17 protein-coding genes are annotated in these 25,493 nt (G+C 72.3%); 2 read left to right on the top strand and 15 right to left on the bottom strand.

Going from position 1 to position 25,493, the window contains the following annotated elements:
- Positions 1–65: 65 nt before the first annotated feature.
- The 3 genes from proB to ACZ501_RS03520 form a co-directional block, all read right to left on the bottom strand.
- Positions 66–1,193, bottom strand: a complete 1,128-nt coding sequence (gene proB, locus ACZ501_RS03510; protein ID WP_361610110.1) for a glutamate 5-kinase — start codon at positions 1,191–1,193, stop codon at positions 66–68.
- A gap of 79 nt (positions 1,194–1,272) precedes the next feature.
- On the bottom strand, positions 1,273–1,734 hold the full coding sequence (locus ACZ501_RS03515; RefSeq protein ID WP_362465910.1) for a GtrA family protein: 462 nt from the start codon (positions 1,732–1,734) through the stop codon (positions 1,273–1,275).
- Entirely contained in the window at positions 1,734–2,708 is a 975-nt protein-coding gene (locus tag ACZ501_RS03520; protein WP_361610108.1) for a glycosyltransferase family 2 protein, read from the bottom strand. The genes ACZ501_RS03515 and ACZ501_RS03520 overlap by 1 nt, the downstream gene beginning before the upstream one ends.
- Before the next feature lie 158 nt (positions 2,709–2,866).
- Here ACZ501_RS03520 and ACZ501_RS03525 point away from each other — a divergent pair, with 158 nt between their 5' ends.
- Positions 2,867–5,737, top strand: a complete 2,871-nt coding sequence (locus ACZ501_RS03525) for a bifunctional glycosyltransferase/CDP-glycerol:glycerophosphate glycerophosphotransferase (RefSeq protein ID WP_362465907.1) — start codon at positions 2,867–2,869, stop codon at positions 5,735–5,737.
- The gene (locus tag ACZ501_RS03530; RefSeq protein ID WP_361610106.1) at positions 5,734–6,915 is read left to right on the top strand and encodes a glycosyltransferase; all 1,182 of its coding nucleotides are present in this window, start codon (positions 5,734–5,736) and stop codon (positions 6,913–6,915) included. The genes ACZ501_RS03525 and ACZ501_RS03530 overlap by 4 nt, the downstream gene beginning before the upstream one ends.
- A 109-nt stretch (positions 6,916–7,024) precedes the next feature.
- On the opposite strand, the gene galE is transcribed toward ACZ501_RS03530, so the two are convergent.
- The 12 genes from galE to mrdA form a co-directional block, all read right to left on the bottom strand.
- The gene (galE, locus tag ACZ501_RS03535; RefSeq protein ID WP_468792187.1) at positions 7,025–8,041 is read right to left on the bottom strand and encodes a UDP-glucose 4-epimerase GalE; all 1,017 of its coding nucleotides are present in this window, start codon (positions 8,039–8,041) and stop codon (positions 7,025–7,027) included.
- Positions 8,042–8,057: 16 nt separating this feature from the next.
- Positions 8,058–9,695 carry a glycosyltransferase family 2 protein gene (locus ACZ501_RS03540; RefSeq protein ID WP_468792190.1) on the bottom strand — a complete coding sequence of 546 codons (1,638 nt, stop codon included), beginning with the start codon at positions 9,693–9,695 and terminating at the stop codon, positions 8,058–8,060.
- Between the two features lie 72 nt (positions 9,696–9,767).
- On the bottom strand, positions 9,768–11,213 hold the full coding sequence (gene obgE, locus ACZ501_RS03545) for a GTPase ObgE (protein ID WP_361609761.1): 1,446 nt from the start codon (positions 11,211–11,213) through the stop codon (positions 9,768–9,770).
- Between the two features lie 171 nt (positions 11,214–11,384).
- Entirely contained in the window at positions 11,385–11,639 is a 255-nt protein-coding gene (rpmA, locus tag ACZ501_RS03550) for a 50S ribosomal protein L27 (RefSeq protein ID WP_007264038.1), read from the bottom strand.
- Between the two features lie 13 nt (positions 11,640–11,652).
- Positions 11,653–11,973 (bottom strand): 50S ribosomal protein L21, encoded by a 321-nt coding sequence (rplU, locus tag ACZ501_RS03555; RefSeq protein ID WP_007264039.1) that lies wholly within the window; start codon positions 11,971–11,973, stop codon positions 11,653–11,655.
- 281 nt (positions 11,974–12,254) lie between these two features.
- Positions 12,255–16,313, bottom strand: coding sequence for an Rne/Rng family ribonuclease (locus tag ACZ501_RS03560; protein ID WP_468792193.1), 4,059 nt, complete (start codon positions 16,311–16,313; stop codon positions 12,255–12,257).
- A 234-nt stretch (positions 16,314–16,547) separates the two neighbouring features.
- Positions 16,548–17,327 (bottom strand): TIGR03936 family radical SAM-associated protein, encoded by a 780-nt coding sequence (locus ACZ501_RS03565; protein WP_361601639.1) that lies wholly within the window; start codon positions 17,325–17,327, stop codon positions 16,548–16,550.
- Between the two features lie 109 nt (positions 17,328–17,436).
- Positions 17,437–18,399 (bottom strand): hypothetical protein, encoded by a 963-nt coding sequence (locus ACZ501_RS03570; RefSeq protein WP_361601642.1) that lies wholly within the window; start codon positions 18,397–18,399, stop codon positions 17,437–17,439.
- Positions 18,400–18,519: 120 nt separating this feature from the next.
- Positions 18,520–20,445, bottom strand: a complete 1,926-nt coding sequence (locus tag ACZ501_RS03575) for a TIGR03960 family B12-binding radical SAM protein (protein WP_468792196.1) — start codon at positions 20,443–20,445, stop codon at positions 18,520–18,522.
- 74 nt (positions 20,446–20,519) lie between these two features.
- Positions 20,520–22,040 carry a CYTH and CHAD domain-containing protein gene (locus ACZ501_RS03580; RefSeq protein ID WP_468792199.1) on the bottom strand — a complete coding sequence of 507 codons (1,521 nt, stop codon included), beginning with the start codon at positions 22,038–22,040 and terminating at the stop codon, positions 20,520–20,522.
- Positions 22,041–22,111: 71 nt separating this feature from the next.
- Positions 22,112–23,311: a rod shape-determining protein RodA gene (rodA, locus tag ACZ501_RS03585; RefSeq protein ID WP_361601706.1), complete on the bottom strand. Its 1,200-nt coding sequence runs from the start codon at positions 23,309–23,311 to the stop codon at positions 22,112–22,114.
- A gap of 9 nt (positions 23,312–23,320) precedes the next feature.
- Positions 23,321–25,486, bottom strand: a complete 2,166-nt coding sequence (mrdA, locus tag ACZ501_RS03590) for a penicillin-binding protein 2 (RefSeq protein WP_361601654.1) — start codon at positions 25,484–25,486, stop codon at positions 23,321–23,323.
- Between the last annotated feature and the right edge of the window lie 7 nt (positions 25,487–25,493).

Raw genomic sequence — 25,493 nt, forward strand, 5'->3', positions numbered from 1 at the left:
CTACACGTGTCCGCCCCACACAGTTGACCAGTCCCCCGCCCGCCGCGCGGCGGTTTTGCCGGATCTCAGCCCTGCAGCAGCACCAGATCGTCGCGGTGGACGACCTCCCGCTCGTACGCAGGTCCGAGCTCCCGCGCAAGCTCACGGGTGGAGCGGCCGAGAAGCTGCGGAAGTTCCTTCGCGTCGAAGTTCACGAGGCCCCGGGCCACGGCGCGGCCGTCGGCGGCGCGCAGTTCCACGGGGTCGCCCGCGCTGAAGTCGCCTTCGACGGCGGCGATGCCGGCGGCGAGCAGGGAGCTGCCGCGCTCGGTGACCGCGCGGACGGCTCCGTCGTCCAGCACGAGGTGCCCCTGCGGGGTGGAGGCGTGCTGGAGCCACAGGAGCCGGTCCGCGGAGCGGCGGCCGGTGGCGTGGAAGTGCGTACCGGTCTCGCGGCCGGCCAGCGCGTCGGCGGCCTGGCTGGCGGAGGTGAGGACCACCGGGATCCCGGCGGCGGCGGCGATCCGCGCCGCCTCGACCTTGGTGACCATGCCGCCGGTGCCGACGCCCGCCTTGCCGGCGCTGCCGATGGAGACGTGGGCGATGTCCTCGGGACCGCGCACCTCGTCGATGCGGGTGGTGCCCGGCAGGGACGGGTCGCCGTCGTAGAGCCCGTCGACGTCGGAGAGCAGGACGAGGAGGTCGGCGCGGACGAGGTGGGCGACGAGGGCGGCGAGCCGGTCGTTGTCGCCGAAGCGGATCTCGTCGGTGGCGACGGTGTCGTTCTCGTTGACCACCGGCAGGGCTCCCATGGCGAGGAGCTGGTCCAGGGTCCGGTAGGCGTTGCGGTAGTGGGCGCGCCGGCTGGTGTCGTCGGTGGTCAGCAGGACCTGTCCGACGCGGACGCCGTAGCGGGCGAAGGAGGCGGTGTACCGGGCGACGAGCAGGCCCTGTCCGACGCTGGCGGCGGCCTGCTGCCGGGCGAGGTCCTTGGGGCGGCGTGCCAGGCCGAGCGGGGAGAGGCCCGCCGCGATGGCTCCGGAGGAGACCAGGACGATCTCCTTCTCCCCGCCGCTGCGGGCCTTGGCGAGTACGTCGACCAGCGCGTCCACGCGGTCGGCGTCGAGTCCGCCCGCCGCGGTGGTCAGGGAGGAGGAGCCGACCTTGACCACGATCCTGCGGGCGTCCACGACACCTTGCCTAGCCGTTGACACGTCTTTCCCCTCACCAAACCGACCGATCCGTGCGACCGGCCCAGGCTACGGGGTGGGGCGCCGGGCCCGCCCGCCGGTTTCAGACCGTGGACGAGGAGCACCCCGGCACCCGCTCGGGCTCCGGCCCGGAGGCGGCACCGGCGCGGCCGCCGGTGCCCGGGATCAGGATCCTGCGCGAGAGGAGGAAGGTGAACGGGATGGCGACGACGGCCGCGACGAGCGGCGCGATCCGGGTGTCCATCCCCGCCCAGGTGACGAGGGCGTAGAGGCCCGCGGACTGGATGACGTAGTTGGTGACGTTCGTCAGCGGGAAGAGGAGGAACTTCTTCCAGGTGGGCCGGGTGCGGTAGGTGAAGTAGGTGTTCATGAAGAACGACCCGACCATCGACAGCAGGAAGGCCAGCGTGTACGCGGCGAAGTAGGGCATCCACGGGTGCAGCAGCAGGTAGATGCCGAAGAAGGTGCCGGTGTTCACCCCGCCCACGAGGGCGAACCGGAAGATCTGGCCGAGCTGCCCGCGCCGGCCGTCGCGGTCGCCCATCAGCGGCTGCGCTCCGCGATCACGGCTTCGGAGATGCCGGGCACCCGCTCGGCCCCGTGCGCTTCCTTCACCAGGAAGTGCGGGCGGCGCTTGCTCTCGTAGTAGATGCGGCCGATGTACTCGCCGATCAGCCCCAGCATGATCATCTGCATGCCGCCGATACCGGCGATCATGGCGACGATCGTGACGTAACCGGGCGAGTCGATGCCGTGGGTGATCGCCATGACGGTGATCCACAGCGCGTACAGGCCGGTCAGCGCCACCAGCGACACGCCGAGCCAGATCCCGAGGCGCAGCGGCTTGTTGTTGAAGGAGATCAGCCCGTCCATGCCGTAGTTCAGCAGGGACCCGAACTTCCACTTGGTCTCGCCGGCCTCGCGCTGGGCGTTCTGGTAGTCGAAGTGGACGGTGTCGAAGCCGATCCAGGAGAAGAGGCCCTTGGAGAAGCGGTTGTACTCGGGGAGCGCGAGCAGGGCGTCGACGGCGGGGCGCGAGAGCATCCGGAAGTCGCCGACCCCGTCGGTGAGCTCCACGTCCACCCAGCGGTTGACCCCGCGGTAGTAGAGGCGGCTGAGGGCGGAACGGACCTTCTTGTCGCCCTCGCGGGTGCGCCGGGCGATGATCTGGTCGTGGCCCTGCCGGTAGTGCTCCAGCATGGTGGCGATCAGCTCCGGCGGGTGCTGGAGGTCCGCGTCCATGATCACCACGGCGTCGCCGGTGGCCTCGCGCAGCCCGGCGAGCATGCCCGCCTCCTTGCCGAAGTTCCGGCTGAAGGAGACGTACCGCGTCTGCTCCCCGTGCTCGGCGGCGATCTTGCGGAGCTTGCCGAGGGTCCCGTCACGGCTGCCGTCGTCGACGTAGCAGACCTCGTACTCGACGGGCAGGGCGTCCAGGACCCTGCGGATCTCGGCGTCGAACCGGTCGATGACGGCTTCTTCGTTGTAACAGGGGACAACTACCGACAGCTTGGTCATGAGCACTTCCTGCTGCGTCCTTACGGGTGATTGTCGGCGACCGGACCCGCCACTCACCTCTTCCTTAGAAGTATGCACGCCGGTGGCCGGCCTGCCCGAGTCGCGTGCCGCACACGGTAGCTTTGACTGAATAAGCGGAATGGAACGAAGGGATCGAGGTGCACGTGCCTGACGTCTCCGTGGTCGTCATCGTCTACAACGACGCAGAGCGTCTTCCGACAGCCGTCCAGTCGGTTTTGGACCAGACCCTGCGCGGGGTCGAAGTCGTGATCGTGGACGACTGCAGCAAGGACCGGTCCTACGCGGTCGCCCAGGAGCTGGAGGCCGCGCACCCGGGACGCGTGCGCGCCTTCCGGCTGCCCGAGAACAGCGGCGGCTGCGGCGCGCCCCGCAACCACGGCATCCGGCAGGCCACCGGCAGCTACGTCATGTTCCTGGACAGCGACGACGTACTGGAGCGCAACGCCTGCCGGAACATGCTGGCGGCCGCCGAGCGCACCGGCTCCGACCTGGTCTCGGGCATGTGCGTGCGCGTGCACCTCGACAACCGGTGGGGCAAGACCACGGAGTGGTACCCGTGGATCTACTCCCACACCCGCACGCTGGAGTCGATCACCGAGTACCCGGACCTGCTGGTCTACGACACCCTCTCCACCAACAAGTGCTACCGGCGCTCCTTCCTGCTCGAACAGGGCCTGGAGTTCCCCGTCGGCATCCACTACGAGGACCTGCTGTTCTCGGCCCAGGCCTACGTCGCCGCCCGGCGCATCACCCTGATCCCGAACCACGTCTACTTCTGGAACGTGGTCGAGAAGGCCCAGTCGAAGTCGATCAGCAACCGGCGCCACGAGATCGAGAACTTCGTCCACCGGATGGAGATCCACCGCCGGGTCGACGAGCTGCTGGCGGCCGAGGGCCACACCGCCATCAGGACCGCGAAGGACGCCAAGTTCCTCAAGCACGACCTGGTCCTGCACCTGCGCGACCTGCCGCTGCTGGGCGACGAGTACCGCCGGGAGTTCGCCCGGCTCGCCAACGGCTACCTGGCCGGCATCGACCCGGCGGCCTACGAGAGCGTCAACCACCTCCAGGCCATCTGCGCCTACCTGCTCGGCAAGGAGGACTGGGACAACCTCCTCCCGGCCGCCGACGCGATGACCAACAAGGGCCGGCTGTCCTCCCCCCTCGCCGAGCGCGACGGCCGCGTCTACTGGTGCGGCGCCCACCTCGACGACGCCGAGGGCCGCCGGATACTGGACGTCACCGAGCAGGGCTTCCACACGGCCCCGCTCTCCTCCCTGATCCTGGGCAACCGCCTGACCTCGTACGAGGACGACGGGCGCGGCACCGTCACCCTGTCCGGCGCCGTCGTGAACCCCCTGGGCCGCATCAAGGAGGGCACCGCGCTCAAGGCCTCCCTGGAGTTCCGGGCCCGCCGGCAGATCGGGGTGCGCTCCTTCAGCTTCCCGGCGGCAACCGTGCGCCACGCCGGTGACACGATCGAGTGGACCGCCACGGCCGACATCGGCAGCACCGTCCGCCCGCTCGGCATCATCGACGCCGTCTGGGACGTGCGCCTGAAGCTGACCGCCGGCGGCGACCGGATCACCACCCGCGTGTCGGCCGGCGGGGTCGACCTGGAGTCGGCCGCCCGCCTGCGGGTGCGCCCGCGCCTGACCCGGCTGGTCTCCGACCGCTTCCAGCCGGAGATCACCAAGAAGGGCAACCTCTCCTACGTCCTGACCGCCGAGGGCGCCCCGGCCGTACGCACCCAGAAGCTGATCAGCAGCGCCATGCACGGCAAGGCCGCCGGCGTGGTCAAGCGCAGCCTGCGCCGGGCCCTGAGGGCCCGCCGCAACCTGGGCTCGGGCGAGCAGAAGGTGAAGGTCTACCACGAGGTCTTCTCGAAGCTGCCGGTCAAGAAGGGCACGGTCGTCTTCGAGAGCCACATGGGCAAGCAGTACAGCGACAGCCCGAGGGCGATCTACGAGGAGATGGTCCGCCAGGGCGCGCCCTTCGAGGCGATCTGGTCCTACGCGGGCGGCAAGCCCACCGGCTTCCCCGAAGGCGCCACCCTGGTGCGGCGCTGGAGCTGGCCCTACCTGCGGGCGCTGGCCCAGGCCGAGTACTGGGTCGACAACCAGGGCTTCCCGCTGGCGCTGCGCAAGCGCCCGGGGACCACGTACATCCAGACCTGGCACGGCTCCGCGCTCAAGCGGATGGGCTTCCACGAGCCCCGGACCAAGGCGCAGGGCCGGCCGGCGCAGGACCGCCTCCAGGCGGCCGTCGACCGCTTCGACCACTTCCTGGTCCGCTCGGAGCACGACGTGCGCACCCTCGCCCGGGGCTTCCGGCTGCGCGACGAGGTGCTGCTGCGCACCGGTTACCCGCGCAACGACGCCCTCGTCGAGGCGCACCGCGCCGAGACGGACAGCGGTGAGCGCGTGCGCGGTCCGCTCGCCGCGGAGCTGGGCATCGACCCGGACAAGCGGGTGCTGTTGTACGCGCCGACCTTCCGGGCGGCCGCCGACGGCACGGTGGAGGGCTTCGAGTTCCCCTTCGACGTGGAGGAGTTCGCGGACCGGCTCGGCGACCGCTTCACGCTGCTGGTGCGCACCCACTACCTCAACAGCGTCTCGCTGCCGCCGTCGGTGGCCGGCCGGGTGATCGACGTGTCCCGGCACCACGACATCACCCCGCTGCTGGCGCTGGCCGACGGGCTGATCACGGACTACTCGTCCGTGATGTTCGACTACGCGGTGCTGGACCGGCCGATGCTGTTCTTCGCCTACGACTACGAGAAGTACGCGACGGACATCCGCGGCACCTACTTCGACCTGAAGGAGAAGGCGCCGGGACCGGTGGTGGCCACGGCGGACGAGCTGATGCAGGCCGTCTCCGCCTTCGACGAGGCCGACGCCAAGTACGCGGAGGCCCGCCGGCGCTTCCTCACCGAGTTCGGGGAGTACGACCGCGGGGACGCCGCCCGCCGGATCGTCGAGAAGTTCTTCACCAGGAGCGGCAAGTGAGCCAGCAGCCCCACGAGTCCGACGCGCCGGGCGGCCGCGACATCTTCCTCGTCTCCAACAGCGTGGACGAGCTGGGCGGCGTGACCACCTGGTCGCACCAGATGGCCCGGCTCTTCACCGACCGCGGCCACCGGGTGCACGTCGTCGGCATCGCGCCCGTCGCCGCGGAGATCCGACAGCAGCTGCCCGACGGCCTCCCGTACGAGATGACGACCCTGTACGAGACCCACCCGCCGAAGGCCCGCAGGCTCCACGGCATCAAGGGCCGCCTCAACGCGCCCGAGCGGCGCCGCCAGGCGGCCCGGCGGGCCCTGATGCGGGCCAAGGCGGAGACGCTGAGCGCCCTGTTCCGCGCGGCCCGGCCCGGCGCCGTCGTGATCGTCACGCAGGTCTGGGCGATGGAGTGGGTGGCCCTCGCCGACACCAAGGGGCTGTCGGTCATCGGGATGAGCCACGAGTCCTTCGAGGCCAGCCACAAGTCCAGCCGGGGCGAGCGGGTCCGCCGCTTCTACCCCGAGGCCGACCGGATGCTGGTGCTCACCCCGGAGGACGCGGACCTGTGGATCCGGGCCGGCATGCAGAACGTCGACAGCATGCCGAACCCGTTGCCGTTCACGCCGGACTCCCCCGCTCCCCGTACCGCCAAGGTCGTCGCGAGCGTGGGCCGCCTCGCCTTCGAGAAGGGCGTGGACCTGCTGCTCGACGCGTGGGCGGACGCGGTCCCGCGCCACCCCGACTGGACCCTGCGGATCTACGGCGCGGGCACCGAGGAGGCGACCCTGCGGGCGCACTGCACCTCGCTCGGCCTGGACGACTCCGTGGAGTGGATGGGCAGCACCTGCGACGTCCTCGGCGCGCTGCGCGAGGCCTCCGTCTTCGCCCAGGCCTCCCGCGCCGAGGGGTTCCCGATCACCCTGCTGGAGGCGATGGCGGCGGGCCTGCCCGTGGCCGCCTTCGACTGCGCGCCGGGCGTGCGCGAGATCGTGCGGCACGGCGAGGACGGCCTGCTGGCCCGCCTGGGCAACACGATGGAGCTGGCCGGGCACCTCGACACGCTGATGTCGGACCGCGACACGCGCGAGGCACTCGGCGACGAGGCCTTCCGCAACGTGCGGCGCTACGCGCCCGAGGAGATCACCGACCGGTGGGAAGCGCTGTTCGCCTTCCTCGACCGCTGACCACCGCCGTGTACGCAAGCCGCCCGCCCCGGACCCGGTCCGGGGCGGGCGGCTTGCGTACACGGCGACCCGGCGGGCCGCAGCCCCCTGCGCGGCGGGGCCGGGTGGGTCAGACCGTGTGGATGTCCTTGTGGTGGTCCCGGTGGGCGGACGTGCGGTTGGCCTCCCAGCCCGCCCACGCCGAGGTGATCATCTCGCGGACGTCGTGCCGCGCCTTCCAGCCCAGCTCGGCCGCGATCCGGTCGGCGGAGGCCACGACCTTCGCCGGGTCACCGGGACGGCGCGGGGTGACGACGGGCGCGTAGCTGTGCCCGGTACCCGCGTTCAGCAGCTCCACCATCTCCCTCACGGACACGCCCTCGCCGCGCCCGATGTTGACGGTGAGGTCCTTGTACTCCCCCGCCGCCCCCCACTCGGCCAGCCGGCGGGCGGCCACCACGTGGGCGTCCGCGAGGTCCTCGACGTGGATGTAGTCGCGGATGCAGGTGCCGTCCGGCGTCGGGTAGTCGTCCCCGAAGATGCGGGCGCCCTCGCCGGCGTCGTAGCGCTCGAAGACCATCGGGACCAGGTTGAAGACCCCGGTGTCGGCGAGCTCGGGGGTGGCCGCGCCCGCCACGTTGAAGTAGCGCAGGCAGGCGGTGGAGATGCCGTGCGCCTTGCCGGCGGCGCGGACCAGCCACTCACCGGCCAGCTTCGTCTCGCCGTACGGGCTCAGCGGCCGGCACGGGGTCTCCTCGGTGACGGAGTCCACGTCGGGCATGCCGTACACGGAGGCGGAGGAGGAGAAGAGGAAGTTGCGGATCCCGGCCTGCGCCACGGCCTCCAGCAGCACCGTGAGGCCCTGGACGTTCTCGCGGTAGTAGTACAGCGGCTTCTCGACGGACTCGCCGACCTGCTTCTTGCCCGCCAGGTGCACCACGCCGGTGATCCTGTGCTCGGTGAGGGCCTGGTCCAGGGCGAGGCGGTCCAGCACCGACGCCGTCACCAGCGGGACGCCCTCGGGTACGCGCTCCTCCCTGCCCGTGGAGAGGTCGTCGAAAACCACGACCTGCTCCCCCGCGAGCAGCATCGCCCGGACGACGTGCGCGCCGATGTAGCCGGCGCCACCGGTGATCAGAAATGTCATGCGTATCTCCCGAGCTCTAGCGTGACCTGCGCGTGCGGGCGCGGTCGAGGCGGTTGCGTACGAAGGTCAGCGCGCCCCCGGCACCGGGCGCGAGGCGCACGGCCAGCGCCCCGGCGGCCGTGCGGTAGGGCTGCGCCAGCAGAACACCGTACCGGCTGCTGGGCAGGGCCCTGCGGCGGAGCAGTCCGCCCAGGGGGCGCAGGGAGGTGACCAGGGAGCTCCCGTCGGCGCAGCCCACGCCCACCCGGACGTCCCAGGCCTGCATCCCGCGCAGCCCCCGGCGGCGCCCCTCGGCGGCCAGCCCGGCCGGCCGGAACGGCACCTCGGCGGTCCACCCGTCCCCGTCGGCGGCGGCGCGCAGCTCCACCGGAGGCCCCAGCACGGGATCGCCGCCCGCCCGGGGCGGGAAGCTCAGCCGGACGGTCTGCGGACCGGCCGCGGCGAGCCGCCCGTACAGGTCGCGCACCCGGATCCGTACGGCGGCGCCCCCGGCGGGCTCGGCGTCGACGCAGACGGGCAGCTCGGACACCGGCAGGGCGTCGAGCCCGTCCAGCGGCACCGGCAGCTCCGCGCTCCACACCGGCCGCCCCGCCGCGTCACGGGCGTACGGGGGCAGCAGCCGGGCCGGCTCGGCGGCGAAGCGCATCAGCCGCTCCACGTCGCCGGGCGGCGCCTCGGCCGCCGCGAGCACCCGCGCGGCCCAGCGGGCGCGGGCGGGGGCCGCCTCGACGTCGGCGGGGTCGAAGCCCGCCAGGTACGCACGGGTCAGCGTCCACCAGGCGGCCCGGTACTCCGGGTCCCGGCCCAGCTCGCGCAGGTACATCCGCAGGTCGTAGTCCAGGAACTTCACCTGGCAGGCGCGCCCCAGCTCCGGGGAGGCGGCGGCGAGGGTGCGGGAGGCGGTGCGGTGCGCCTCGACGCGGGAGCGCCAGTTGCCGACGTCCTTGCGGTCCAGGGAGATCGACACCCGGGCGGCGCTGCGGCGCACGTGCCAGACGTAGACGAGGTCGCCGATGACCGCGATCCGGGGGGCGGCCGCCAGGACGCGGGAGGTGAAGACGAAGTCCTCGTACACGAACCGGCCGTCGGGGAAGCGGATCCGGTGCTCCTCCAGGAAGGCCCGCTCGTACAGCTTGTTGACGCAGAGGGTGTCGCGGACCAGCTCGGGCCGGTCGGCGGGCCGCTCGATCACCTCGCCCGGCGTGTACAGGCCGGGCATCCAGGGCACCTCGCGGCCCTCCGGCAGCTCGCGGCGCACGCACGCGCCGACCGTGACCGGCGCCCGGTGCTCCTCGGCCGCCCGCAGCAGCGCCTCGGCGGCGCCCGGCGGCAGGACGTCGTCACTGTCCAGGAACAGCACGTACGGGGAGAGTGCGGCGGCGATCCCGTCGTTGCGGGGGGTGCCGCAGCCGCCGCTGTTCTCCGTGCGGTGGACGACCCTCAGACGCGGGTGGGCCGCGGCCAGCTCGTCCAGCACGCGCCCGGTCCCGTCCGAGGAGGCGTCGTCCACGGCGATGACCTCGGCGACCACCGGGCCCTGGGCGAGGGCCGAGGAGACGGCCTCGCCCACGAGCCCGGCGTCGTTGTACGCGATCACCACCACCGAGACGCCGGGGGCCGCGGGGGTGTCACTGCTGGAATGGCTGCTGCTCACCCGCAGGATCCTAGGCGAACGGCGTGCAGCCGCGTTCGGGCGAGCACGGCGTCACGCGTCCGGGGAACCGCATCAGAAGGGACGGAACTCGTCGTACTCCTGCTGGGCGCTGTCGCCGCGCCGGGCGTCCTTCTCCTTGCGGCGCTGGGTGGCCGGACGCGGGGCGTCCATACGGTGGTCCTCACCGCGGCGGCCCAGCATCTCGGCGCCGGCCATCACGGTCGGCTCCCAGTCGAAGACGACCGCGTTCTCCTCGGAGCCGATGGCGACGCCGTCGCCCGCCTTGGCACCGGCCTTGCGCAGCGCGTCCTCGACACCGAGGCGGTTGAGCCGGTCGGCGAGGTAGCCGACGGCCTCGTCGTTGTTGAAGTCGGTCTGGCGCACCCAGCGCTCCGGCTTCTCGCCGCGCACCCGGTAGACCTCCTCCACCTCGTCGTAGGCGACGGTGAAGCCGGTGTCGTCCACGGCCTTCGGCCGGATGACGATACGGGTCGCCTCCTGCTTGGGCTTGCGGGCCCGCGCCTTCGCCACGACCTCGGCGAGGAAGTACGACAGTTCCTTCAGGCCCGTGCGGGCCACCGCGGAGACCTCGAAGACCTTGTAGCCGCGGGCCTCCAGGTCCGGGCGGACCATCTCGGCGAGGTCCTGGCCGTCGGGGATGTCGACCTTGTTCAGCACGACCAGGCGCGGACGGTTCTCCAGACCGCCGCCGTAGAGCCGCAGCTCCTCCTCGATGAGGTCGAGGTCGCCGAGCGGGTCGCGGTCCGACTCCAGGGTGGCCGTGTCGAGGACGTGCACCAGCACGGAGCAGCGCTCGACGTGGCGCAGGAACTCCAGGCCGAGGCCCTTGCCCTGGCTGGCGCCGGGGATCAGACCCGGGACGTCGGCGATGGTGTAGACGGTCGAGCCGGCCGTGACCACGCCCAGGTTCGGGACGAGCGTGGTGAAGGGGTAGTCCGCGATCTTCGGCTTGGCGGCGGAGAGCACCGAGATCAGCGAGGACTTGCCGGCGCTCGGGAAGCCGACCAGCGCCACGTCGGCGACGGTCTTCAGCTCCAGGACGATGTCGCCGGTGGTGCCGGGGACACCGAGGAGCGCGAAGCCGGGGGCCTTGCGGCGGGCGGAGGAGAGCGCTGCGTTGCCGAGGCCGCCACGGCCGCCCTCGGCGGCGACGTAGGTGGTGCCCTGGCCGACGAGGTCGGCGAGGACGTTGCCCTCCTTGTCGAGGACGACGGTGCCGTCCGGCACGGGCAGGACCAGGTCCTGGCCGTCCTTGCCGGAGCGGTTGCCGCCCTCGCCGGGCTTGCCGTTGGTGGCCTTGCGGTGCGGGCTGTGGTGGTAGTCCAGCAGGGTGGTGATCGCCTGCTCCACCACCAGGATGACGTCGCCGCCACGGCCGCCGTTGCCGCCGTCGGGGCCGCCGAGCGGCTTGAACTTCTCCCGGTGTACGGAGGCGCAGCCGTGGCCCCCGTTACCCGCGGCGACGTGCAGCTCGACGCGGTCCACGAAGGTGGTCATGGGTGTTCCTCCAGATACATACGGGAATGTCCCGGGCAGACCTTGCTGCCCATTAAACGTGTCTATGTGACAACGCGCCGAGGGCGGACCCCTCTTCCCGGCATGCGCCGGGAAGAGCTGAGATCCGCCCTCGGGATGTTACGAACGCGTGTGATGCAGCGGGAAGCTGGATCAGGCGGCCGGAACGATGTTGACGACCTTGCGGCCACGGTGCGTACCGAACTGCACCGCACCCGGCAGCAGCGCGAACAGCGTGTCGTCGCCACCGCGACCGACACCCGCACCCGGGTGGAAGTGGGTGCCGCGCTGGCGGACGAGGATCTCGCCGGCGGAGACGACCTGACCGCCGAAGCGCTTCACGCCGAGCCGCTGAGCGTTGGAATCGCGCCCGTTCCGGGTGGACGATGCGCCCTTCTTGTGTGCCATGTCTCAGTCCCTCTTACTTCGCAGCCGTGGGGATACCGGTGACCTTGATCGCCGTGTACTGCTGGCGGTGACCCTGGCGACGGCGGTAGCCGGTCTTGTTCTTGTAGCGCAGGATGTCGATCTTGGCGCCCTTGGTGTGGTCCACGACCTCGGCCGTGACCTTGATCCCGGCCAGCACCCACGGGTCGCTGGTCACGGCGTCGCCGTCGACAACGAGCAGGGTCGAGAGTTCGACCGTGTCGCCAGCCTTGGCAGTGGAAATCTTGTCAACCTCAACGATGTCGCCGACAGCAACCTTGTGCTGGCGACCACCGCTGCGCACGATGGCGTACACGCGGATCTCTCTCTCACTCGGGACGGATGCTCCTGAAGCCAGCCGCTCACGCGGGCCGGGGCCCGCGGTGATCCGGAATTGGACGAGCGGCCTCTCCCGCGACCCACCCGCTCGCGCGGGCGTACAGGAGGAAGGTGCTCAGGAGCGCGACGCACGCTGAACGGGTAATCGTTCAAGACACGCCGACGGTCTAGGTTACGGGGCTGGTTCCGGAGGGTCAAACCGGGCCCCGCGGCACCGTGGACCCCGCCCGGAGGCGGGGTCCACGGTCACGGAACGGATCAGTCCTCGGTCGGAGCCGAGACGGACGGAGCGCTCTGCTCCGCCGCCGCGGTCTTCTTCGTGGCCCGCTTCGCCGTGGTCTTCTTCGCCGTCGCCTTCTTCGCGACGGTCTTCTTGGCGGCCGCCGCCTTCTTGGCCGGGGCCTTCTTCGCCGTGGTGGCCGCCTTCTTGGCCGGAGCCTTGCGGGTGGCCTTCTTGGCGGGTGCCGGCGCCTCGGCTTCGGCCTCGGCTCCGGTCTCGGCCGGGGCCTGCGCCTCCACCGGCGCGGGCTCGGCGGCCGGGGCCTCGACGACCACGACGGCCGCCTCCGCCGCACCGGCGGGCGCGGTGGCCCTGCGTACGGCACGACGGCGCGGACGGGCCGGTGCGGCCGCCACGACGGGCTCGGCCGGGGTCTCGGCGACCACGGGCTCGGGCGCGACGACCGGCTCCTCGACCACGGGCACGGCGACCGGCTCCGCGACGGCCTCCACGACCGGCTCAGGCTCAGGCTCCGGCTCGGCCTCGGCCACGGGCTCCGGGGCCACGACCGGCTCCGGCTCCGCGGCCGTCGCCTTACGGGTCGCCCGGCGACGGGTGCGGCCCTTCGGCGCGGCCTCCTCCACCGGGGCGGCCGGCGCGGCCTCGACCGTCTCCGCGGCCTCCACGGCCTCGGCGACGACCTCGGTGGCCGGCTCCAGCACCGTGTCGGCGGGCTCGGTGACCGGCTCGGCCTCCACCACCGGGGTCACCGGCTCCGGAGCGGCGGACCGGGCACCACGCGGCGCGCCCGCCGGAGCGGTCGCCTTGCGGGTGGCACGGCGGCGGTTGCGGCGCCCGCTGATGCCGGCGGCGGCCTCGGCCTCCGCCGCGCTGCCGTACAGCTCCTCGTCCGGCGCGAACGCCGGCTCCGGCAGCGCCCGCGGCGCGGCGAGCTCCGCGGCCACCTCGGCCTCGGTCTCGGTCTCGGCCTCCAGCACCTCGGCCTCGACGGCCCCGGCCGTCTCCAGCTCGTGCTCGTGCTCGTGCTCCAGGGCGCGGCCGGCGCGGCGCTTGGAGCGCTTGCCGTTGCCACCGCCGCCGACCGCTGTCGGGGTCTCCATGTGCACGATCACACCGCGGCCGTTGCAGTGGACACAGGTCTCGGAGAAGGACTCCAGCAGACCCTGGCCCACCCGCTTGCGGGTCATCTGGACCAGGCCCAGCGAGGTGACCTCGGCCACCTGGTGCTTCGTACGGTCGCGGCCCAGGCACTCCAGCATGCGCCGCAGCACCAGGTCGCGGTTGGACTCCAGGACCATGTCGATGAAGTCGATGACGACGATGCCGCCCAGGTCGCGCAGCCGCAGCTGGCGGACGATCTCCTCGGCCGCCTCCAGGTTGTTCCTGGTGACGGTCTCCTCGAGGTTGCCGCCCTGACCGGTGAACTTGCCGGTGTTGACGTCGATGACGATCATCGCCTCGGTCTTGTCGATCACGAGGGAACCGCCCGAGGGCAGCCACACCTTGCGGTCGAGCGCCTTGGCGAGCTGCTCGTCGATCCGGTACGTCGCGAACACGTCGACCTCGGAGGTCCAGCGCGACAGCCGGTCGGCCAGGTCCGGAGCCACGTGGTTCACGTAGCCGTGGATGGTCTCCCAGGCGGTGTCACCGCTGACGATGACCTTCGAGAAGTCCTCGTTGAAGATGTCGCGCACGACGCGGACGGTCATGTCCGGCTCGCCGTACAGCAGGCTCGGCGAAGAGGTCGTGATCTGCTTCGACTTCTTCTGGATGTCCTCCCACTGGGCCTGCAGACGCTCGACGTCACGGCGCAGCTCGTCCTCGCTCGCGCCCTCGGCGGCGGTGCGCACGATGACGCCCGCGTCCTCGGGGACGATCTTCTTGAGGATGGTCTTCAGCCGGGCGCGCTCGGTGTCGGGCAGCTTGCGGCTGATGCCGGTCATCGAACCCTCGGGCACGTAGACCAGGTAGCGGCCCGGCAGCGAGACCTGGCTGGTCAGGCGGGCGCCCTTGTGGCCGATCGGGTCCTTGGTGACCTGGACCAGCACGGACTGGCCGGACTTCAGGGCGGACTCGATGCGGCGCGGCCCGTTGGCCATGCCGAGCGCCTCGAAGTTGACCTCACCGGCGTACAGGACGGCGTTGCGGCCCTTGCCGATGTCGATGAAGGCGGCCTCCATCGACGGCAGCACGTTCTGGACCTTGCCCAGGTAGACGTTGCCGACGTACGAGGTGGCCTCTTCCTTGTTGACGTAGTGCTCGACGAGCACGTTGTCCTCGAGGACGCCGATCTGCGTGCGCTCGCCGGCCTGGCGGACCACCATCACGCGCTCGACGGCCTCACGGCGGGCCAGGAACTCGGCCTCGGTGATGATCGGCACGCGGCGGCGGCCCTGCTCACGGCCCTCGCGGCGGCGCTGCTTCTTCGCCTCCAGACGGGTCGAGCCCTTGATGGACTGCACCTCGTCGGACGGCTCGGCCTTCTCGCGCGCCGGGCGCGGCTCGCGGACCTTGAGCACGGTGCGGACACCGTCCTCCTCGCCCGCCTCGACCTCGACGGCACCGTCACCGCTACGACGACGGCGACGGCGGCGACGGCGGCTGGAGGCGGACCCGAGGGCCTCCTCCGCCTCGTCTTCGTCGTCCTCGTGCTCGTCCTCGCGGGACTCGGCCTCCGACGCGGCGGCCTCGCCCTCCTCGTACGCGGACTCGTCCAGGTCGGCGGCCTCACCGCGGCGGCGACGGCGGCCCCCACGGCGGCGACGGCGCGAGGGACGCTCGCCCGACTCGTCGGTCTCGTCCTCGTCGAACTCGGCTGCCTCGGCCTCCGGCTCCTCCTCCACGGCCTCCGGCTCGGCCGGGGCCACGGGCTCGACACCACCGCGACGGCGGCGGCGACGGCCGGCCGGCTGCGGGGCGGGAGCCTGGACCTCGGCCTCGGCCTCGGTCTCCTCCTCCTCGACCTCCTCGGCCTCCTCCGCCGAGGCGGCGGCAGCGGCCGCGGCGGCGAGGGCGGCGGTCTCCGGGGTCTGGAACATCGGCTCGGCGAAGACCGGGGCCTGGAAGACGGCCACGGAGGGGCGCACGGCGCGGCGGCGGCCGGACGGGGCGGCCTCCGGCTCGGCGGCGGCGGCCGGCTGCGCGGGGGCGGCCGGCTGCGCGGGGGCGGCCGGGGCAGCGGGAGCGGCCGGGGCGGAGGAACGGGTGGCGCGGCGGCGGCCGCGCTTCGGGGCGTCCACGGCGTCGGCGACGGTACGGGTGGCCTTCGGGGCCTCCACCGCGGCGGCCGGGGCCTGCTCCTCCTCCGCCTCCTCCGCTTCCTCGACGGCCGGGGCGGCGACGGCGCGGGTGGCGCGGCGGCGGGTACGCGGAGCCGGCGCGGCCGGAGCCTCCTCGGCGGCGGGAGCAGCGGCCGGGGCCGGCTCCACGACGACCTCGACGGGTTCGGCAGCGGCCGGGGCGGCTACGGCGCGGGTGGCACGGCGACGGGCACGCGGAGCGGGAGCGGCCGGAGCCTCCTCCTCCACCGCGGGGGCGGCAGCCGGCTCCGCGACGGCCTCGACGACCTCGGCGGCCTCGACGGCTTCGGCTGCCGGAGCGGCCACCGCACGGGTGGCACGGCGACGGGCACGCGGAGCGGGAGCGGCCGGAGCCTCCTCCTCGACCGGCGCGGCGGGGGCCGCCTCTGCGGGCGCCTCCGGCGCGGACTCGGCAGCGGGGGCGGCGACGGCGCGGGTGGCGCGGCGGCGGGTACGCGGAGCCGGCGCGGCCGGAGCCTCCTCGGCGGCCGGAGCAGCAGCCGGAGCCGACTCCACGACCACCTCGGCGGCCTCGGCGGCCGGAGCGGCCACCGCACGGGTGGCACGACGGCGGGCACGCGGAGCGGGAGCGGCCGGAGCCTCCTCCGCGACGGGCGCGGCGGCGGGAGCGGGAGCGGCCTCTACGGGCGTCTCGGCGACGCCGCCGGGCGGGCCGGCCGGCCGGGATGCCGCGCGGCGACGCCTGCGCGGGGGCAGGTTGTCGCTGGGGCTGCCACTGTCGGCGGCGGGGGTGTTGTCGTTTTCGTTCTCGAGCATGCGGGCGGTTCTCCCGTCACGCTCCCGGGCGCCGCGGCTGACGTCCGGTCCGGCACGGCTCCGCGCGATGGGCGCGGAGCCGGCCTCCGGGGCGCGTTCGCCACACGGGAGCTGTAGTCCATGGCCGCCGGTTCCGTACGTCTTGTCCGTACGGCCTGGCGGAAGTCTTCAGGTCTGTGCGCTGCCCGACCCAGGTGGCTCCCGAGTGCCAGGGCGGCGCGACGACGACGATCCCTACGCGGCGGGACCTTCCGGCGCCTTCGCGTCGGCGTTCACGGCGGCCGTGGGTGGGGCGGCCGTGACAGCTTCGCGGTCGGGCGCGAGCGGGTCGGTCACCGTGCCGGACTCCTCGTCGAAGAGCCCCTGCGCCAGCCTGGTCACCGCTGCGGGGACCGGCGGCGCCAGGTCGGCCACAGCGTGGAGACCGGACAGGACGTCGTCGGGTCGCACGGCAGGTGTCAAATGCCGAACAACCAGCCGCAGTATCGCACAGGCATTGTCCAGCGGCCTATCAGCCTGGGCGGGAACCGCCTCGAGACTGACGACGGCGCCACGGGTGTCGAAGGTCCGCATGCCGTTCTTGGTCCGGCGCTGCACCTCCACCGTCTCGGCGGCCAGGAAGGACTCCACCGCCCGCGCGGCGTCGGCGGGCTCCACGCCCTCCAGCCGCAGCTCCCACACGGAGGCCGTCAGCCGGTCCGCGAGCCCGGAGGTCCGGGCCTCGACGGCGTCGACGATGTCGAGGCCGACCGGCATGGACTCGTCGAGCAGCTCGCGGAGCTTCTCGGGGTCACGGGCCGCCGCGAGGCCGATCTCCAGGTACTCGGCCTCGCTGCCGGTGCCGGTGGGAGCGGCGTTCGCGTACGAGACGCGGGGGTGGGGGGTGAAGCCGGCCGAGTACGCCATGGGTACCTCGGCGCGGCGCAGGGCGCGCTCGAAGGCGCGCTGGAAGTCTCGGTGACTGGTGAACCGGAGGCGGCCACGCTTGGTGTAGCGCAGTCGGATGCGCTGCACCACCGGTGCGGGAGGCGGGCCTTCGGGCTGTCGCTTGCCCAGTGGTTCTTCTCCTTGTGCGGGGCGTCACGGCTCGCGCGCCGCCCTGAGTCCTGTCGACCCGTCCGGCTCACCCCCGCCGGTTGCGCAGGGAGATCTCGGGAGCGGGTGCCGCGTCGGCGGCTGTCGTACTACCCAGAGTACGCGCCCGTGACCTCGCCGGTTCCACGGGCGGCCCCCCGAACAGCACGCGCCGCACCTCGGCCCGCGCCTCCCGCACCGCGGCGCGGGAGGTACGCCACACCTCGCGCACGGCGTGCCCGACCGGAGTGGCCACCTGCCGGTAGACCCACGCGGCGGGCCGGGCGACGCAGCCGCGCCACAGCAGGCGCAGCCCGCGGCCGAGGGCGCGGGTGATGCGGCCGGCGATGTGCCAGGCGCCAAGGAGGAGGTGGCCGAGGGGCGTCAGGACGTACCGGTACAGCAGCGCGAGCGGCGGCAGGAGCACGTACCGCCCCACCCAGAGGAGCCCGCGCCCCACGGGGGCCAGGACGTACCGCCACAGACCCACCCAGGGCCAGACGAACACCAGCATGCACAGCCCGCGCACCAGCCACCGCAGCCCGCGGCCCAACGGCGCCAGCACCTCCCGGTACAGCCAGCCGGCGGGCAGCACCACCACGTGCCGCAGCACCCACCCGATCGCGCTCCCGACGGGCACCAGCACGTACCGCCCGAACGCGACGCACAGCCAGGCGGCCGCCGTCCCGAGGGGCCGCAGCAGGTACCGGTGGACCACCGTGGCGACGGGCACGACGAGGTACCGCCACGCGCCGACCCAGGGCCAGTAGAAGAGGACGAGCAGCACCGGCCGCAGCAGGTGGCGGTACACCCGTACGAGGACCCAGCCGGCGGCCCGCCCCAGCGGCGCGAGCACATGCCGCTGCGCGGCCCGCGCCCCCAGCACGAGCAGGTCCCACACCGCCCGCACCGGCAGCACCACCAGCACGGCCACGATCTTCACCGGCACCCTGACCACCCCGGCCAGACACCCGTCCCCACCCTGCGCGGCCTGCGACTTCTCCATCTGCATGCCGCTAAGGACACCAGAACCACCCCATCCGTTGCGCCCGGCCCCCCACCGCCCTGCCGAGCGGCGCGGGCACAGGTGTGCCCCCCACCGTCGGACGGTGGGGGGCACGGGCACGGCGGGCTACTTCACGACGGTCAGCGGCAGCAGCTTCTTGCCGGTGGGGCCGATCTGGATGTGGGTGTCCATCTGCGGGCAGACGCCGCAGTCGAAGCACGGGGTCCAGCGGCAGTCCTCGACCTCCGTCTCGTCGAGGGCGTCCTGCCAGTCCTCCCAGAGCCAGTCCTTGTCCAGGCCCGAGTCCAGGTGGTCCCAGGGCAGGACCTCCTCGTACGTGCGCTCGCGGGTCGTGTACCAGGCCACGTCCACGCCGTACGCCGGCAGGGTCTTCTCCGCCGCGCGCATCCAGCGGTCGTACGAGAAGTGCTCGCGCCAGCCGTCGAAGCGGCCGCCGTCCTCGTAGACCGCGCGGATGACGTCGCCGATGCGGCGGTCGCCGCGCGAGAGGAGGCCCTCCACGATGCCCGGCTTGCCGTCGTGGTAGCGGAAGCCGATCGAGCGGCCGTACTTCTTGTCGCCGCGGATCTTGTCGCGGAGCTTGCCGAGGCGGGCGTCCGTCTCCTCGGCCGACAGCTGCGGGGCCCACTGGAAGGGGGTGTGCGGCTTCGGCACGAACCCGCCGATCGACACCGTGCAGCGGATGTCGTTCTGGCCGGAGACCTCGCGGCCCTTGGCGATGACGTTGACGGCCATGTCGCCGATCTGGAGGACGTCCTCGTCGGTCTCGGTCGGCAGGCCGCACATGAAGTACAGCTTCACCTGGCGCCAGCCGTTGCCGTAGGCGGTGGCGACGGTACGGATCAGGTCCTCTTCCGAGACCATCTTGTTGATGACCTTGCGCATGCGCTCGGAGCCGCCCTCGGGGGCGAAGGTCAGGCCCGACCGGCGGCCGTTGCGGGTCAGCTCGTTCGCGAGGTCCACGTTGAAGGCGTCCACGCGGGTCGACGGCAGGGACAGGCCCACCTTGTCGTCGCTGTAGCGGTCCGCGAGGCCCTTGGCGATGTCGGCGATCTCGGTGTGGTCCGCGGAGGACAGGGAGAGGAGGCCGACCTCCTCGAAGCCCGTCGCCTTCAGGCCCTTCTCCACCATCTCGCCGATGCCGGTGATGCTTCGCTCCCGCACGGGGCGCGTGATCATGCCGGCCTGGCAGAAACGGCAGCCGCGGGTGCAGCCGCGGAAGATCTCCACGGACATCCGCTCGTGGACGGTCTCGGCGAGCGGGACCAGGGGCTGCTTGGGGTACGGCCACTCGTCGAGGTCCATGACCGTGTGCTTGGAGACGCGCCACGGCACGCCGGAGCGGTTCGGCACCACGCGGCCGATGCGGCCGTCCTCCAGGTACTCGACGTCGTAGAAGCCCGGCACGTAGACGTTGCCGGTCTTCGCGAGGCGCAGCAGGACCTCCTCGCGTCCGCCCGGGCGGCCCTCGGCCTTCCAGGTGCGGATGATCTCGGTCATGTCGAGGACGGCCTGCTCGCCGTCGCCGATGACGGCGCAGTCGATGAAGTCCGCGATCGGCTCGGGGTTGAAGGCCGCGTGGCCGCCCGCGAGGACGATGGGGTGGTCGACGGTGCGGTCCTTGGACTCCAGCGGGATGCCCGCGAGGTCCAGGGCCGTGAGCATGTTGGTGTAGCCCAGCTCCGTGGAGAAGGACAGGCCGAACACGTCGAAGGCGGAGACGGGGCGGTGGCTGTCGACGGTGAACTGGGGCACCTGGTGCTCGCGCATCAGGGCTTCCAGGTCCGGCCACACCGAGTAGGTGCGCTCGGCGAGGACGCCCTCGCGCTCGTTGAGCACCTCGTAGAGGATCATGACGCCCTGGTTGGGCAGGCCCACCTCGTAGGCGTCCGGGTACATGAGCGCCCAGCGGACGTCACACGACTCCCACGGCTTCACGGTGGAGTTGAGCTCACCACCGACGTACTGGATGGGCTTCTGCACATGCGGGAGCAGAGCTTCGAGCTGTGGGAAGACCGACTCGGACATCACGCGACTTTCGTGAAGCGGGCAGGGGGCGACTCTCCAGAGTACCCGAGGCGGCGGCGGCCCCCTGCTCGCGATGATCACCCGAGGGCGGAGCGCAGGGCGCGGTCCGAGGCCTCGGCCCAGACGGCCGGGAGGTCGCGTTCGCTGCGTTCCGCCCGGGCCTCCTCGCGGCCGTGGAGGAGTCCCCAGGTGAAGGAGGGTTCGCCGGCGCCGTGGGCCTGGTGGGTCAGGTCGTGCAGCGCGGTGCGGGCGACCACGCTGTCCTGGTGCTCGCCGAGTACGTCCTGGACGGCCTCCATGGCCTTGGCGAGCTTCCTGGCGGGTTTGCCGAGGGCGGGTTCGGCGGCCTCGGCGGCGTAGCGGGCGCGCTTGGCGCCCTTGCGGGCGTCGTGCAGGGCGTGGTCGCGTTCCTGTCCGGGGTCCAGGGAGAGGGCGTGGTCGACGCGGGTGGCGAGCCGGCGGTAGTCGCGCAGGATCGCCTTGGGCAGGGCCTTGGCGGCGGGTTTCGCGGCCTGGGGCAGCAGGGGCGGGTCGGTGAGCAGGGCGTCGAGGGTGTCGAGGAGGGTGAGGTGGCGGGGGTGGTCGAGGGCGGCGAGGGCGCGGCGGCGGGTGGCGGTGCGGCGGGCCCCGTTCCAGGTGCGCAGGCGCTTGTGGACGGGGCCGGCGAGGAGGGTGTGGGGGAGGTCGGCGAGCTGGGCGCGGAAGTGCTCGTGGAGGACCTCCCGGTCGCGGTCGGCGCCGAGTTCCTCGCCGAGGCGGCGCAGTTCCTCGCCGATGGGGTCGGTGGCCTCCCGGTCGAGGATCTTGCGGTAGGTCTTGAAGGCGCTGCGCAGGCGGCGGCAGGCGACGCGCATCTGGTGCACGGAGTCGGGCTGGTTGCGCCGTACGCCGGGGTCGTAGGTGACGAGGGTGTCGACCTGTGCGCGCAGGTAGGCGAGGACGTACGCGCCGGCGGTCTCGTCGGCGGGGTCGGGTGCGGGGCGGGCGGGGGGCTCCTTGCCGGTCTCGGCGAGGGCGCGGGCGAGTTTCGAGGGGGCGTCGGAGACCTTGAGCCCGGCCTTCTCGAAGGTCTTCTCGACGGCGTCGAGGAGGGCCGGGTCGCTGCCGTCGGCGAGTTCCACCTCGACCTCGGTCCAGGTGGCGGTGGTGCCGTCGCGTTCGGCGGTGACGGCGTCGGTGCTGAGTTCGGCGAGCAGGGATCCGCCGGCGTCGAGGAGGTGGCTGGTGCGCCGGGAGGAGAGCAGCCGGACCTGGGGTTCCAGGGGGGCATCGCGGACGCGGGAGCGGACGAGGACGGCGAGGGGGCCGGGGACGGTGTCGCTGAGGGCGGCGGAGACCTCGTCGCGGGTGCCGGGGGCGACGGGGAGTTTGAGGTGCCAGCCGGCGTCCTTGCCGCCGGTGCGGCGGCGCAGGGTGAGGCCGTCGGCGGCGAGCCGTTGGTCGGGGGTGTCGTAGTAGACGGCGTCGAGGTCGGCGACGCCCCGGTCGACGACGGTGGCGATGCCGGCCGTGCCGGTCAGGTCGGGGGCTCCGCGCTGCTCCGCGCCGGGCTTCGTGAACTCGAATTTCCGCTCGATTTCGCGTTTCGTGTCCGCCATGGGTCGAATCTAGTCCTGAACGGTTCGCGGCGCGGGGGTGAGCGGCGGATTCCGCCACCCCCGGGCCGGGGTCACGCGGACAGGGGGCGCTGGACCTTGATCGACTGGAGCAGTCCGACGGCCACCCAGACGGCGAACATCGACGAGCCCCCGTAGGAGACGAACGGCAGCGGCAGTCCGGCCACCGGCATGATCCCCAGGTTCATCCCGACGTTCTCGAAGGCCTGGAAGGCGAACCAGGCGATGATGCCGGCGGCCACGATGGTGCCGTACAGCTCGGTGGTGGCGCGGGCGATGATGCAGGCGCGCCACAGGACGACGCCGAGCAGGCCGAGGATGATGATGCCGCCGACGAAGCCGAGTTCCTCCCCGGCGACCGTGAACACGAAGTCGGTCTGCTGCTCCGGTACGAACTGGCCGGTGGTCTGCGGGCCCTTGAACAGGCCGGAGCCCGTGAGGCCGCCGCCTCCGATCGCGATGCGGGCCTGGTTGGTGTTGTAGCCGGCGCCGGCGGGGTCGAGCTCGGGGTTGGCGAAGGCGGCGAAGCGGTTGATCTGGTACTGGTCGAGGACGCCCAGCTGCCAGATCAGGATGGCGCCGGCCGTCCCGGCGCCGATCAGCCCGAGCACCCAGCGGTTGGAGGCGCCGGAGGCGAGCAGCACGCCCAGCACGATCACGACCATCACCATGACGGAGCCGAGGTCGGGCATGAGCATCACGACGCCCATGGGCGCGGCGGCCAGGCACAGCGCCTTGACCACGGTCCGGTGCTCGGGATGCTCGAGGTCGCCCGCGTCCACCCGGGCCGCCAGCAGCATCGCCATCACGAGGATGATCGTGACCTTGACGAACTCCGAGGGCTGGAGGGAGAAGCCGCCGCCGATGACGATCCAGGCGTGGGCGCCGTTGATGGTGGCGCCGAGCGGGGTGAGCACGGCCGCGACGAGCACGATCGAGAGCCCGTAGAGGACCGGGACCGCGCCGCGCAGGTTGCGGTGGCCGAGGAGGACCGTACCGAGCATCAGCAGGAGGCCGATGCCGGTGTTGAGCAGGTGGCGCCAGAGGAAGTACTGCGGGTCGCCCTGGTTGAGGGTGTCGCGGTGGCGGGTCGCGGACCACACGAGCAGGGCGCCGATCAGCGACAGGGCGAGCGCCGACAGCAGTATCGGCCAGTCGAGGCGGCGCAGGACCGAGTCCCGGGCCGTCAGCCGGGCGAGCGGTCCTTTCCGGGGTGCGTACCGGGACACGGAGAACTTGTTGGCGGTCTGCATCATCACGTCTCAGTCATGCCGCAGGGGCGGCGGGCCGGCGAGCGCGGGCGGCGCCAGCTCCTCCGGGGACGGGGGCACGTACGGCTTGATCTCGGGGGCGTCGATGGTGCCGTCGGGGTGGACGGTGGGGAGTTTCGTCTCCGGCTTGGGCAGGAGGGCCTTGCCGGTCTCCTTGCCGTCCATGGTGAAGCCGTACATGGCGTTGTAGATGTTGCGCACGGCGGGGCCCGAGGCGCCGGAGCCGGTGCCGCCCTGGGAGATCGTCATCACGATGGTGAAGTCGTCGGTGTAGGTCGCGAGCCAGGAGGTGGTCTGCTTGCCGTAGACCTGGGCGGTGCCGGTCTTGGCCCGCATCGGGACCTTGTCGAGCGGCCAGCCGATGAACCGCCAGGCGGCGGTGCCGCCGGGTTCGACGACGGAGCGCAGGCCCCGGTCGAGGTCGCCGATGGTCTTGGCGTCGATGGGCAGTTTGCCGTGGGGCGTGGGCCTGATCTCCTCGATCCTGCCTTCGGGGCTGATCACGGCCTTGCCGACGGTGGGGTTGTAGAGGGTGCCGCCGTTGCTGATGGCGGCGTAGGCGGTGGCCATCTGGATGGGGGTGACGAGGACGTCGCCCTGGCCGATGGCGAAGTTGATGCTGTCGTAGGCCTTGAGCTGGTTGCCTTCGAGGCAGCTCTCGTAGGCGATCTGCTCGACGTAGGTGCCGCCCTTCTTGCCCTGCTTGCACCAGGAGTCCTTGTTGGCCTCCCAGAAGCTCTGCTTCCAGTGGCGGTCGGGGATGCGGCCGGTGACCTCGTTGGGCAGGTCGATGTGGGTCTCGGAGCCGAGTCCGAACTCGCGGGCGGTGCGGTAGAACCAGTCGTGGGCGTCCTTCTTGGGTTCGAGGCCGCCGTCGCGCTGCCATTCCTTGTGGCCGAGGGCGTAGAAGACGGTGTTGCAGGAGAACTTGAGGGCGTCTCCGAGGGTGATGGGGCCGTGCCCCTTGGACTCGAAGTTCGCGAAGCTGCGGCCGCCCATGTTGTAGGAGGCGCTGCAGTTGTACTTGTCGTCGAAGCCGTAGCCGGCGCGCACGGCGGCGCTCGCGGAGACGACCTTGAAGATGGAGCCCGCGGGGGCCTGGCCCTGGATGGCCCGGTTGAGCAGCGGGTAGTTGGAGTTCTTGCTGGTGAGCTTGGCGTAGTCCTGGCCGGAGATGCCGCCGACCCAGGCGTTGGGGTCGTAGTCGGGCTGGGAGGCCATGGCGACGACGCGGCCGGTCTTGGTCTCCATGACGACGACGGCGCCCGAGTCGGCCTCGTACTTGCGGCCGGTGATGTTGTCGGTCTCGTTGCGGACGGTCTTCATCGCCTGCTGGAGCTCGTACTCGGCGACGGCCTGGACGCGGGCGTCGATGCTGGTGACGAGGGTGGATCCGGCGACGCCCGGGTCGGATTTGGTCTCGCCCATGACGCGGCCGAGGTTGTCGACCTCGTAGGAGGTGACCTGTGCCTTGCCGCGCAGCTGCTTGTCGTACGTGCGCTCGATGCCGGAGCGGCCGACCTGGTCGGAGCGCAGGTGCGGCGAGTCGGTGTCCTTGGCCTTCTGGATCTCCTCGTCGGTGACGGGCGAGAGGTAGCCGAGGACCTGCGCGGTGCGGGCCGCGCCGGGCGCGGGGTAGCGGCGTACGGCGGTGGGTTCGGCGGTGATGCCGGGGAAGTCCTCGGGGCGTTCGCGGATCTGGAGGGCCTGCTGGGTGGTGGCCTCCATGGTGACGGGGATGGGCTGGTAGGGGGAGCCGTTCCAGCAGGGCTTGGGGGTCTGGGAGTCGCAGAGCCGGACCTTGTCCATGACGTCCTGCGGCTTCATGTCCAGGACGCCGGCGAGGCGGGTCAGGACGGCTTTGCCCCTGTCCTTTATCCGCATCAGCTCGGTGCGGGACGCGGAGACCACCAGGCGGGTCTCGTTGTCGGCGAGCGGGACGCCGCGGGCGTCCAGGACGGAGCCGCGCACGGCGGGCTGGACCACGCGCTGGACGTGGTTGTTCCTGGCCGCGTCGGCGTACTCGTGGCCGTTGCGGATCTGGAGGTACCAGAGCCGGCCGCCGAGGGTGAACAGCAGGGAGAAGACGAGGATCTGGATGATGACGAGCCGGATCTGCACCCGGGGGGTGCGGCCGGTCTCGGGAATGTTGGTCATGCCTGGT

The sequence above is a fragment of the Streptomyces sp. NPDC034085 genome, from assembly GCF_055575555.1.